The organism is Synergistaceae bacterium (genome assembly GCA_012521675.1).
GTDB lineage: Bacteria > Synergistota > Synergistia > Synergistales > Aminobacteriaceae > JAAYLU01.
In genome coordinates this window covers 1-12,041 of the sequence record JAAYLU010000088.1, presented here as the reverse complement: position 1 = coordinate 12,041, position 12,041 = coordinate 1, and the positions used below count along the sequence as shown (strand labels likewise).

The following is a 12,041-nucleotide window of genomic DNA, read 5'->3' as shown; positions in this document are numbered from 1 at the left end:
TGGTGGAGGCGGGGGGGATCGAACCCCCGTCCGACAAGGGCCGGCCGTGGCGGCGCTACGGGCGTAGTTCCCGATTTAGTGTCGGCTGAAGGCTCCCGGGAACAGGATCCTCTCGCCCAAGCCTCCTTGTCTTTTTTCCGGGGCCGGAGGCGCTCCCCGAAAAGCATCCGCCTTTTTGTGTCGCCCTACGAAGAAACGGCGGCTATTCCCGCGAAGGACGTGGCTGCTTTACGCAGCCAGTGCGTAATTGTTGTTGTTGACGTTTGTTTGTTTGTCCGCGTTTAACGAGGTTCGGACGACCTCGGCCCGCTCCTCCAGACCCTCCGTCTTGCCGTCGAAACCAGTCGCCCCCATAATTTCCGGAACTCTTGCTCAGTCCCTGTCATCGCGCCTTACGGCGCGTTCCATCGCTCTTTTGACGTCTCTTTCCGCTATTGCGTCGCGCTTGTCGAAGAGCTGCTTTCCCTTTACCAGCGCGAGCTCCACCTTGGCCCTCTTTCCATCCTTGATATAGACGGAAAGAGGCACCAAGGTCAACCCTTTTTCACGCACCCTGGAATGAAGGCGCAAGATCTCGTGGCGCTTCATCAACAGCTTTCTGTCGCGCAGTGGCTCGTGGTTGTAGTAGCTCCCCTTTTCGTAAGGAGATATGTGCACTCCCGTGAGCCACAATTCACCGTCCCGGATGAGCGCGTAGCCCTCCTTGAGGTTAATCCTGCCTTCACGCACGGACTTTATCTCGGTCCCGGTCAGGACTATTCCACTCTCGAAGGTCTCGATGATGAAATAGTCGTGGCGCGCTTTCCTGTTCCGTGCTACTGTACGGTCTGCCATCTCATACACCTGTCGTAATTTTAGCACCTTGGTCAACGTTAGTCAACAATCACGGCGCAGGGCACGCAATTCCCAGCGCCGCGCCCGGGCGATGATGCACAACTTGCATTAACCGGGCAAGAAAGCAGAGAGGCTCCGGCTTTCCGGAACCTCCCACTGTCGACCGTTATCTGGTCGGGGCGAGAGGATTTGAACCTCCGACCTCCTGGTCCCGAACCAGGCGCGCTCACCAGACTGCGCTACGCCCCGACTCACAGATTGCTGCCTGTCTCTCCGCAACGCGGAAGATTTTATCACCGTAAGGCTATCTCGTCAAACGGTCGTCCCGTTTTCTGTCGTCGTCCTCCGGCGCTGCGTCGCCTTTCCTGTCTTTCTTCCAATGGATGCGGCTGGACGGGGCGGTCTCCGCCGCTAGCGGAATCTCCGTCCATCCCCAGGGCGTCACCAGCAGGAAGCGGAATGCTATTCCGGCGCGGTTCAGCGCTCGGATGTGGGATATGTAGCGGTATACGTCCCCGATGATGAAGGTGTCGCTTATCACCCAGACCCTGCGGCTCACTCCGCGGTTGAACAGGGCCGCGTAGTCTATTGCCATGCGCAGGCTGTCCTCAAAGTCCGCCGGTCCCACGTGCAGAGCGACTACATCCTCGTTTCCGAAGGGTTTTTTGATGTTCGGCAGCAGGTCGGCGTACTCGTCGACCCATTCCAGCCCGTTGAACAGGGCTTCTCCGTCCATCTCCATGACGTTCTCGAACAGGGCCGCCACGGGATCGATATCCTGGTTCGGATCATCCGCCCTTATAGAGTCGTCCATCCATTTCTGTACCTGATTGACAATGTCGATTATGTAGCGTGGATATTCCGAGCCCGACATGGCCGAGAGTATCTCCCCCACCGTCCAGTTCTCCTCCGAATCGATCTCGTCAATTCTTCTTTCCAGTGTCATGTCGTCCTCCGTATTCCCGTACTGTTGGAAGCATAGCACAACGAACCTGGCCTAACAACAGGCAAATGATGGAATCTTTCACTTCAGTCGGGTTTTGGAGGCGCCTGTTTTTGATGATAAAATTATGCGGTGACGCAAATATCCAGGGGGTGTAATTATGAGCGTTTTCAGGCTTAGACGGAACTCCGCCCAGCTGTTGATGATCGACATCCAGGAGAGACTTCTTCCGGCCATCCACGGTCATGAGACAATAAGGCGCGACGTGCTGAAGCTGGCCCGCGCAGCCGAGGTCCTCGGCGTTCCGTTCTGCTACACGGAACAGTATCCCAGGGGACTCGGCCCCACGGACGGCGAGCTCCTGAAGGCCCTGCCACAGGGGGCAGTGCGATTCGAGAAGAACGCCTTCTCATGCTGCGACGAGGAGGGGTTCGACTCGGTCATAGAAGCGCAGAACAGGCCCGTCGTGGTCCTGTTCGGCATCGAGACTCATATCTGCGTGCTGGCCACTGCGTTGGATCTGCTCGAACAGGGCCGCAGGGTCGCGGTAGCCTCGGACGCGTGCGGAAGCCGACTGCCGGAGCACTCCTCGCTGGCGCTGGACACGATGCGCAACTCAGGCGCGTTGATTCTTCCTGTCGAAACCGTGATCTACCACATAATGGAGCGGTCCGGGACGCCGGAGTTCAAGGAGCTTCTGCCTCTCTTCAAGGACTGACCGGAGATCGGTCTGTCTAACGGACGTGCCAGAGCAGGACGGCGGTCCCGATCAGGGTGACCAGGAGGGAGTGAACCTCGCTCCTCCACAGCACGCTGATGTCGAACGGGCCGAACAAGTCCTCGATGACAAGCGATCTCGGTATGAAACGCCCGGTGCGCACCGCGTACCGGGCATACTCCTCTCCGAAGGTCTGGCTCAGGAACTCCTCTTCGAAGGGCACGATCGCCACGCAATAGACCAGCCAGAAGGAGACGACGAAGACCACCAGGGCCGTCCAGCCCGCCAGCAGACCCCAGCCGGCGCCGATCAGCCAGTTTCCGACGTAAAGCGGATTTCTGACTATGGCGTAAGGCCCCCAGGTCGCCAGCTTTTGAGCGCCGACCTTCTCCCCCCTGTAACGGGTTATGCATCCGGCCGCCCACAGGCGCAACGCCTGCCCCAGAAAGACAAGTGTCAGTCCGACCGCCTGAAACGCCGGGCTCGTGGGGGAAGCCACCAAGAGCACAAGGAGGAAAAGGGCGGCCCACAATCCCCCTCTCAGTTTGAATACAGTGGCCCTAAGGTCGTTCACGGCGTTTTTCGCAGCCGTCGAGCGCTCTTCTGGCGTCTTCACCGTCGGACTCCGGTTCGTTGTGGTACAGGTTCTCGCTGACTCCCCAGCCGAGCATCCGCACCGCGACTACGACGCCCATGGCTATCGCCAGGTATTCGGTGAAAAAGCGCCACGCTATCGCCGTCACCCCGGCCATATTCCACGGCACCAGCAGCCCGAACACCGCAGCGCCGCCTCCCTCCGCCACCCCGCTCGCCCCGGGAGTCGGGACGAAGTAAAGCAGGAATAGAAAGACCGCCTGGGCCAGTATCGCCTGCATGAAGTGAAAAGGCAGGCCCATGGCCGCTATCAGGCACGGTAGCACGGAGAACATGCACAGAAGGTGAAGCACTGAGAAGACTACTGCAAGCAGGAAATAGCGGAAGCCGCAGGAGAAGAACATGCGGAAGTTCAAATTGTAGTTGTCGATCTCCAAGTTCATCCTGCGGACCGCCCGAAGGACCGTCTCCGGCTTAATCGCCCCGATCCTCTTCAGCCACAGGATGAGGACCAGCCCCCATCGCTTGATAAGGGCCGGGCGCAGGATGCTCAGCAGTATCAGTATCCATGAGACGACGATGAATACCATTACGTACGAGAAAACACCCTTGACGAAGAGTTTCCCCTCCAACAGCTCCGGCTCTATGATCACGGCCAGAGGCACGACAAAGCCCAGGATCAACAGGGTCAGCAGGGTTCTCGTCAGGGTGATCGCTATTCCCTTGCCAAGCGGGACGTTTTTCTTGTAGAGGACATAGACCTGGAAAGGGCCTCCGCCGCTCTGCATGGGGGTCACGGCACACCCGAAATAGTGCAGCCACGTCAACACCAGGCCGAACCAGAAGCCCAACCGCTCCCCCGCGGACCTCGCAAGAGCTACGAAACGGGTCGCGTCGCAAACCCAGGCACCAAGCACGCAGACGAAAGCCAGCAGAAGCAGCCTCCAGTCGGCGTTCAGCATCGTCCTCCACGTGTCGGAATCAACGCTGGAGAAGAGGACGATGGCGCTTACGCCGAATGAGAGTATTACGAACAGGACAAGTCCTTTACGAAGGGTCAAACCGGGGCGCCTCCTCACATGCCACGATAGTTCCGTGCGATCGCGCCCGGAAGAGCCGTGTTCAAATGCTGTCTCAAGGCCTACTGTATCGGCTTCCTGCCGGCATCCAGAAGTTCCTGCATGTAACCAGCGAGTTTTTGGATCTCGGGCAGCACACCGGTTCGAATGTTATACGAAAGCTCGAGGTGTTTTCCGCTCTCGACGGAAGAGGATGCCTTTTCCAGTTCGGCTACCAGGTTGGTCTTAAGCTCCCCCACCTTGCCGTCGCCGATCTCGTTGTCCGAGAGGCCGAGCAGGATCTGGCAGTTATGCATCACCTGCATCGACCACCCGATGCCCTCGGCGGCATGTTGCAGAAGCTGCAAACCCTCCGCGGTCTTGTCCTCCTCCAGCATGTCGGCGACTTTTTCCAGCCCGGATGACAGTCGTTTCATGTAATCCGTGCCGTCCGACAAAGATTCCATCACAAGCTCCCGCACGGGCATGGCTTCGAACCGCGCCTCCATCCCCCCTGAAAGGGCCAGGAAGGCCTCCTCCTCAAGAGCGGCGCCGTCCACGGTAATCGTGCTGATCACGCAGCCTCTTCGAGTCACCTCGTCCTTCACCCTGGAATAAATCTCGTCCTTAGAGTCCGTCTCAAAGGAGAAGTCCATTTCCTCTCCGTCGATGAATATCCTCATGACGTCCCTCCTATGCTTGGCACTCTTATATCCAAAATGACCATCTATTTCCTTTATCGGGAGACATTGTACCACGTCTTAGGAACAAAGCCGCGGGAAGAGTCAAGGTCATGAGTTCCCCCGCCGATAATTAACCGTGGGATGATACCCATAAACTAGGGAGATGATTACAAATGTCTGAATACCAATCGACCTTTTCGATCCCCGGAATCTCCTCCCAGATCGACTGGGGTGCGATGGCCGACAAGCTGTTGGACAACGCCAGGAAGCCTATAAGACTGTGGGAGAAGCAGCAGGACACGCTCGAACTGAAGATCGGCCTGTTCAACGAGTTCAGCGCCGGGCTCAAGACCCTGCGCTCGGCTGTTTCTCCGTTGAAGCTGGACTCGATCTTCAAGGCGAAGACGGCGGAGTTCTCCGCTGCGGCGGGGCTGGACCCTTCAGGGATCGTCTCCGCATCGGTCGACGCGAGCGCGAAGATCTCCCGGCACGAGATAGAGGTCATCCAGAAGGCGCAGGCCGAGACCCGCTTCAGCAAGCGGATTCTGGGCACGATGGCAGACGAAGACCCCCCCCTGTCCGCGCCCGCTGTCTTCTCCGTGAACGTCGGAGGGCGGCGCGCCGACATTGAAGTGCAGACTAGCGACACCCTGTGGACCATCGCCGACAAGATCAACGACGCCAAGGATGCCACGATAGACCCCGCAACCGGCCAGCCCTACGGAGAGGGGCTCGGCGTAGTTGCAACAGTACTGGACAATCGACTGGTCCTAAAGAGCGTCTCCACCGGCCTCGGCGAGACAAAGGAGAAGATGACGTTCACGAGAGGGTTAGGCGATTTCGACCAACTCGGGTTCACCGCCGCGGTCGGCACCGGCTTCGAAGTAACAGTCGATGGCGACCCAGAAAAATCGTACGACGAAGGAACCGACTTCGAGATAATCGCCGGCACCGACCAAATCCGCTGGCTCCCGACGGGCGACCGCCCGGCACCGGGCGAGGAGTACAAAATCTCCTTCACGGTCGACTCAAACGCCTTTACCATCACGGGAGAAGATGAGATACTCACCCTTCTTAAGCTGAACGACAATGATCCAGAATACCATATTGCAGCCCAGGACGCGGAGTTCAGGGTCGACGGACTGCTGATAAAGCGCTCCTCGAACGAGGTGGACGACCTGCTCGAGGGAGTCAAACTCTCCATCAACGGCCCAGGAACTGTGATAATGGACATCGTCCAGGACGCAGAGCAGGCGGTCGAGGGGATGATGAGCTTCGTCGAGACGTACAACGACGTCATCGACTGGATAAACATCCGCCTGTCCGAAAGCTCGCAGAAGGACAAGGACGATGACTTCTCCAAGAAGTTCGGTCTATTGCACGGCAACTCCATGCTGTGGCAGAGCAAGTCACAGCTTCGGATGCTCGTCACCACCCCCATACTATCCAAGTTCACCCAGAAGGCGGGGCATAACGTTCTTGGCCCGATGTCGTCCCAGGGCCTGGCGGCCAATTCGACCTTCCAGGTCACCGTAGGCGTGAGGACGGCGAACATCGAGGTCACCCCCTCGGACACTCTCGCCACCATCGCGTCCAAGATCAACAACTCCTACGAGATGACCCACGATCCGGAGGGGCGAGTCTACCCGATCCGCATGGCCAGCGCCAAGGTGGTGAACAACCAGCTCGTCATCGAGGCCTCGCAGGGGCGCAAATTCTCCCTGGGCGGCGACGACGACGCTCTCAAGGCCATCGGACTCGGCACCCCCTTCACCCTGCTGTCGCAGATCGGTCTTTCCACGGAGAGCGTCGACTACGGCAAGAGCGGCAAGCTCGAGTTCGACCAGAACAAGTTCATGGAGGCCCTGACGAACGACCCGGACTCAGTGGCCGCCCTTATGACCACCCTCATGGGGCAGATGGACGACTACATAGACAACATGGTCAGCACTTCGCAACAGGAGATAGGGAACACCGCGGTACCGAAGGGAAGGATCGCGAGCCAGGTATTCACCTATCAGTCCGAGATCAACCTGATAGGCAAGCGAATTTCTGACATGGAGAGGCGTCTCGAGGTCAGGGCCCGCGGACTGTACGAGTCGTTCGCCAGCGCGGAGGTGCGGCTCGCAGAACTGCAGCAGCAGGCCTCCTGGCTCGCCTCGGTGATTCAGCAGCTGCAGGGGAAGAGCGGCTAAAGGTCTCTCGCGACAGGGAGCTCCCTCCGTCGCTGCGCGCCGCACGCCGTTCGGGATGACGATATCGTCATCCCGAGGAGCAACGCGACGAGGTATCCCGGAAAGAGCTACGATAATTGCCGTAATGAAAATGCCGGTCGGGTTAACCCGACCGGCTCTTCATTTTTTCTTCCTGTCGTCGCCCTCCAGAAGCTGGGCCAGAGTATCGGGCGAGATCTGCGCGAAGCCTATCCGCCAGGCGAGGATGGCGGCTTGGGTCCTGTTTCGGAGATCCAGTTTTTTCAGCACGTGGCTGACGTGATTTTTCACCGTCTTCTCGGAGAGAACCATGCTGAGGGCGATCTCGGTGTTGCCCAGCCCCTGTGCCAGCCAGTACAGTATCTCCTTCTCGCGGGAAGTCAGGTCATAGAGTTGATCGTTTTCCTCTTTTCTTCGGGAGTAGGAGGTCAGCAACCTTCCGGCGACGCGCGGGTCGACGTACGGCTGCCCCCTCGCGGCCGATCGGATCGCCGACAGGAGTTCAACCTTTCCCGAGGCCTTAAGCACGAAACCCAACACCCCGGCTGCCGACAGAGCCGCCAGGCAGTCCTCGTCATCGTAGGCGCTTATGGCCACAAACTTGATATCGTGAGGAGTTCTGTTTAGCTCCCTGATGAGCTGAATCCCGTCCACCTTGGGCATGTTTATGTCGAACAGGAGGATATCGGGCGCCTGGTCCTGGATCAACAGCAGCGCCTCCTCGCCGTCGCCAGCCTCGCCCGTCACCGCGATATCCGACTCCAGCTCCAGCAGCCTCTTGACTCCGTCGCGAAACAGCTTATGATCGTCCGCGATAAGAACTCTTATCTGATCCATGCGAACACCCTCGATTCATTTCATCTTTCCGGTACCGGCTTTACATGACAAAAAGCCGGACACGCACGGGTCTTTTGCACTATATAGTATCATGAGAGCCGCGTTTTTTCGAGGAGGAGTTGCAATTGTCGATAAAAAACAGCATGATCCTGGCAAATCCCGTCCGAAAAAAGATCGGCCTCGCCATATCCGACTACAGGATGATATCCGACGGCGACGGCATAATGATCGGTCTTTCAGGCGGCAAGGATAGCATGGTCATGGCGCTTGCGCTCGCGGGGCTCCGAAGGCGCAGCCCCGTCTCCTTTTCACTCTCCGCCTGCACGGTGGACATCACGGGGGGGAAACTGGACACGTCGGAGCTCCGGAGCTTCTGCGAGTCCCTGGATATCCCCTACGCGGTCAAGCCCTACCCCATCGTCGACATCATAGCCAACAGGGAAGAACGGTCGCCCTGCAGCCTGTGCGCGAATATCCGCAGAGGGCTCCTCAACACCGCCGCCAAGGAGGCAGGCTGCGTCTCCCTGGCGCTTGGACACACGTTGGACGATGCCGTGGAGACAGCGCTGATGAACCTTTTCCACGCGGGGCGTTTCAAATCCTTCCTGCCGAAGCTGCACCAGAGCAAGACCGGGATCACGGTGATACGTCCGCTTGTCCTGACCGAGGAGAAGCGAGTGGAGAGGGAAGCCGGACGCCTGAATCTGCCGGTGCTCCCCTGTCTCTGCCCCTACTCGCGCGAGACCGAGAGGGTCAGGGCCAAGGAGACGCTCTCCCTCCTGGCGGCCGCAAACCCCGGGATAAAGTACAATGTGATCCACGCCCTCGGATCCATCGACGAACGCGACAGGTGGAATGCTCGTGATGACTAAGGGGCGCGTCTCAAGCGCCCTCTGGGAATTCTCGCCTCGGACTACAGGCTTATCTCGCGCTCCGACAGCCTGTCGGCCAGCGCCGTGACCTCAAGGGCCTGGGAGCTGTAGCTCGGACGCCCCATGAGCCCGTAGGTGTAGTTCTTTCCCTGCTCCACCCCCGGCTGGTTGAAGGGGTTGACGTTCAGCAGAAAGCCCGACAGCGCAGTGACGTGCTCGTAGAGTTGGATCAGCGCGCCCAGCCTTCGTTCGTCGAGGCGGGACATCTCTATGGTGACGACCGGTTTTCCGCTCTTCACTATCGCGGCCGCGGTGGAAAGAGCCTCGTAGCGTCGAAGCGAGTTCATCGACTGGCCGAACAGGTAGGCGAGCGGGACCAGCGCGCCCTCCTCCGTCTCGGGTATTGTAATGTCCTCCTCCGGCTCCGCGACCGTTAGGATCGTGAATAGCTTGTCGTCCGGCCCCTCCGTGTAGAGCTGGATCTGCGAGTGCTGGTCTATCGCGCCGAGGGCACGGACCGGCGTCGAGCCCTCCCCGTCCTTCCCCAGACTCTCGCCCCAGAGCTGGGCGAACCACTCGCAGAACTTCTCGAGAGCGTCCTCGTATGGCATCATCACCGTCATGTTTCGCCCAAGCCTGTAGTGGGCCACGGAGAGGCCCGCCAGGAGCCAGGCCGGGTTCTCCATCACCGAGTTGAGCCGCGACAGCTTTCGGTCCATCTCGGCGGCGCCCGCCAGCAGCTCCCGAGCGTCGATCCCGAGGGCCAGGGCGGACAGAAGCCCGACAGACGACAGAACGGAGAACCTGCCGCCCACATCCGAGGGAAGCACCAGGCGCCTGCAGCCGATCTCGTCCGCGAACGGCTTCAGCACTCCCTTCTCCTCGTCCGTTATCACCAGCACGTGCTGCGCCGCCTTTACCGGGCCCAGCTCCACCTTGAGGCGATCCCAGAAGAAGAGGAAGTTCCCCATCGTCTCCGCCGTGCTGCCCGACTTGCTTATCACGATGAAGGCGGTCCTCTCCGCGTCGATGAGCTTCCAGATCATCCTGTCGTCCCTCGGATCCACATTGTCCGCCAGGAAGAAGCGGGGTCCCTTCCTCCTGTCCGGAGGGGTCTCGTTCCAGTAGGGGGGCAGCAGCGCGCCGTGCAGCATCAGGTTGCCCAGCGCGGAGCCGCCTATTCCCGCCTGCACTATGGCATCGAATCCCTTCAGCCATTCGGCGGCCTCCTCTATGTCGCCGATATCCCTGTACGGGAGGGACACCCACCCCATCCCCTCCCTGCCCTCCGCGCATCCGTCTCGCAGGCATCTGTCGGCCCTCATCAGGGCCTCCTCGTATTCATGCAGCAACTCCTCCACCACCGATTCCGTAGGCAGATCGGGATCGTCGCCGAGAGCCATTCCGAAAGAAACGGTGAGCAGTTCAGAATCCGCGTTCGTTGCTTTCGCCACCTCTTCAACTCCCTCCAAAGGATTCTACTGACCGGCTTTCGCTATCTCCTCGTCAATCGAATCGGGGTCGTAGCCGATGATGTATCTATCCCCAATCTCAGTCACGGGGACGCCCATCTGTCCGGTCTTTTTCACCATGTCCATCGCGGCCTCCCTGTTCTCAGCAACATCGACCACTTCATAATCGACACCCTTTCCGTCCAGATGCTCCTTGACCTTGGTGCACCACGGGCAAGTCTTGGAAGAGTACACAGTTATCATAATAAACACCTCCGTATCAATATACTCATGGGGAGTATATCTGACACTCCCCTGACCCGCAAGTTTATTATAAACGAAATATAACGATTTCTTGCCCTCCGAGTCAATTGTCAAGTATAAGCGGTATAATTAATACCTCAACAGGTAATTTCACTCTATACACATGAGGGGGAGAGGCAATGACCATTTCTTCGGAGACCAAGGCGAGCTCCGATCTGGAGATACGGCTTGCCCCGATCGCGGAGCGCTATCGGGGCAAGAAAGGAATCACTATCCCGCTTCTCGCGGATCTTCAGAAAGAGCTCGGTTATATCTCGCCGGAAGCAGTCGACTTTTTTTCAGGGGAACTTGACATTCCGGCAGCCGAGATATTTGGCGTGGCAACTTTTTACTCCCAGTTCCACCTGAAGCCTCGCGGTCGTCATGTGATCCGCGTATGCAGGGGTACTGCTTGCCACGTCAGAGGCAGCTTGAAGATACTCGAAAAAGTGAAGGAGATCACCGGGGTGAACGAGAACGAGACCACGGAGGACCTTCGCTTCACCATAGAGCCTGTGGCCTGTCTCGGCGCCTGCGGTCTCGCCCCCGTGATGACCGTGGACTCTCAGACCTTCGGCAGACTTGTGCCCGAGGGCGTGGCCGGCATTCTCGACCAGTTCGAATAGGAAGGAGAAGAAAGGATGCCGATATATAGATCCCATATTCTTGTCTGCGCCGGAACAGGCTGCAAGTCCGGCGGTTCGGACACAGTGGCGGAGGAGTTCAATAGCGAGCTGTCGAAGCTGGGGCTGGACAAAGAGGTAATGGTGGTACCCACCGGGTGCCACGGTATGTGCGAGATGGGGCCGATCGTGATTGTCTACCCGGAGGGGACATTTTACTGCAGAGTGGACAAAGACGACGTCCCCGAGATAGTAAGCGAGCATATATATAAAGGACGCCCTGTCGAGCGTCTTATGTACGTAGCGACCGAGGAGGAGCCCTCGATACCACGCTACAGCGACATACCCTTTTACGCCAAGCAGCACCGCATAGTTCTCGCCAACTGCGGTTACATCAACCCGGACAATATAACCGAGTATATTTCCAGGGGAGGCTACGAGGCGCTTGGCAAGGCGCTGTTCCACATGAAGCCCGCAGAGGTGATCGAGGAGATCAAGGCCTCCGGACTGCGCGGCCGCGGAGGCGGAGGCTTTCCCACCGGTCTCAAGTGGGGTTTTTGCGCCTCGGCGCCCGGCGACAAGAAGTACGTGATCTGCAACGCCGACGAGGGGGACCCCGGCGCCTTCATGGACCGATCGGTGCTTGAGGGCGACCCTCACTGCGTGGTGGAGGGCATGATCATAGGCGCCTACGCCATGGGGGCCGAGGAAGGGTACATTTACTGCCGCGCCGAATATCCGCTCGCAATAGAGCGTCTCAGAAACGCCATCGTCCAAGCGGAGGAATACGGACTTCTCGGCGAAGACATAATGGGCGTCGGCTTTTCGTTTCATCTGCACATCAAGGAGGGCGCAGGCGCTTTCGTCTGCGGGGAGGAGACGGCCCTGATGGCCTCTATAGAGGGACGGAGA

The 12,041-nt window shown here is 58.8% G+C and carries 13 protein-coding genes, 1 tRNA gene and 1 other RNA gene; 5 read left to right on the top strand and 10 right to left on the bottom strand.

All coding sequences use genetic code 11. The features are described from left to right. The 4 genes from ssrA to GX181_08440 all read right to left on the bottom strand — a co-directional run bounded on the left by ssrA (position 1) and on the right by GX181_08440 (position 1,780). Positions 1-352: a transfer-messenger RNA gene (gene ssrA / locus GX181_08455) on the bottom strand. Positions 353-372: 20 nt separating this feature from the next. Further along, the gene (smpB, locus tag GX181_08450) at positions 373-843 is read right to left on the bottom strand and encodes an SsrA-binding protein SmpB (protein ID NLM71971.1); all 471 of its coding nucleotides are present in this window, start codon (positions 841-843) and stop codon (positions 373-375) included. 162 nt (positions 844-1,005) lie between these two features. Then, positions 1,006-1,083: transfer RNA gene (locus GX181_08445), tRNA-Pro, on the bottom strand. A 55-nt stretch (positions 1,084-1,138) separates the two neighbouring features. Further along, positions 1,139-1,780, bottom strand: a complete 642-nt coding sequence (locus GX181_08440; GenBank protein ID NLM71970.1) for a hypothetical protein — start codon at positions 1,778-1,780, stop codon at positions 1,139-1,141. A 157-nt stretch (positions 1,781-1,937) separates the two neighbouring features. Here GX181_08440 and GX181_08435 point away from each other — a divergent pair, with 157 nt between their 5' ends. Then, positions 1,938-2,495 (top strand): isochorismatase family protein, encoded by a 558-nt coding sequence (locus tag GX181_08435; protein ID NLM71969.1) that lies wholly within the window; start codon positions 1,938-1,940, stop codon positions 2,493-2,495. A gap of 16 nt (positions 2,496-2,511) precedes the next feature. Here GX181_08435 and GX181_08430 read toward each other — a convergent pair whose 3' ends face one another. The 3 genes from GX181_08430 to GX181_08420 all read right to left on the bottom strand — a co-directional run bounded on the left by GX181_08430 (position 2,512) and on the right by GX181_08420 (position 4,830). Further along, positions 2,512-3,069: an isoprenylcysteine carboxylmethyltransferase family protein gene (locus tag GX181_08430; GenBank protein ID NLM71968.1), complete on the bottom strand. Its 558-nt coding sequence runs from the start codon at positions 3,067-3,069 to the stop codon at positions 2,512-2,514. After that, positions 3,056-4,150, bottom strand: coding sequence for a flippase-like domain-containing protein (locus GX181_08425; GenBank protein NLM71967.1), 1,095 nt, complete (start codon positions 4,148-4,150; stop codon positions 3,056-3,058). The genes GX181_08430 and GX181_08425 overlap by 14 nt, the downstream gene beginning before the upstream one ends. Before the next feature lie 80 nt (positions 4,151-4,230). Continuing rightward, positions 4,231-4,830 (bottom strand): hypothetical protein, encoded by a 600-nt coding sequence (locus GX181_08420; GenBank protein ID NLM71966.1) that lies wholly within the window; start codon positions 4,828-4,830, stop codon positions 4,231-4,233. 173 nt (positions 4,831-5,003) lie between these two features. On the opposite strand from GX181_08420, the gene fliD reads away from it, so the two are divergent. Further along, complete coding sequence (fliD, locus tag GX181_08415; protein ID NLM71965.1) at positions 5,004-7,025, top strand: flagellar filament capping protein FliD; 2,022 nt, start codon at positions 5,004-5,006, stop codon at positions 7,023-7,025. 159 nt (positions 7,026-7,184) lie between these two features. Here the strand turns inward: fliD and GX181_08410 are convergent, their stop codons facing one another. Next, positions 7,185-7,880 (bottom strand): response regulator transcription factor, encoded by a 696-nt coding sequence (locus GX181_08410; GenBank protein NLM71964.1) that lies wholly within the window; start codon positions 7,878-7,880, stop codon positions 7,185-7,187. Between the two features lie 200 nt (positions 7,881-8,080). Between GX181_08410 and GX181_08405 the strand changes: the two genes are divergently transcribed. Beyond that, positions 8,081-8,752, top strand: coding sequence for a tRNA 2-thiocytidine biosynthesis protein TtcA (locus tag GX181_08405; protein NLM71963.1), 672 nt, complete (start codon positions 8,081-8,083; stop codon positions 8,750-8,752). A 41-nt stretch (positions 8,753-8,793) separates the two neighbouring features. On the opposite strand, the gene GX181_08400 is transcribed toward GX181_08405, so the two are convergent. Continuing rightward, entirely contained in the window at positions 8,794-10,206 is a 1,413-nt protein-coding gene (locus GX181_08400; GenBank protein NLM71962.1) for a glucose-6-phosphate isomerase, read from the bottom strand. Positions 10,207-10,230: 24 nt separating this feature from the next. Beyond that, positions 10,231-10,470, bottom strand: a complete 240-nt coding sequence (locus GX181_08395) for a glutaredoxin family protein (GenBank protein ID NLM71961.1) — start codon at positions 10,468-10,470, stop codon at positions 10,231-10,233. Between the two features lie 176 nt (positions 10,471-10,646). On the opposite strand from GX181_08395, the gene nuoE reads away from it, so the two are divergent. Beyond that, positions 10,647-11,132, top strand: coding sequence for an NADH-quinone oxidoreductase subunit NuoE (gene nuoE, locus GX181_08390; GenBank protein NLM71960.1), 486 nt, complete (start codon positions 10,647-10,649; stop codon positions 11,130-11,132). 15 nt (positions 11,133-11,147) lie between these two features. Continuing rightward, a partial coding sequence (locus GX181_08385; GenBank protein NLM71959.1) for an NADH-quinone oxidoreductase subunit F occupies positions 11,148-12,041 on the top strand: 894 nt, incomplete at its 3' end.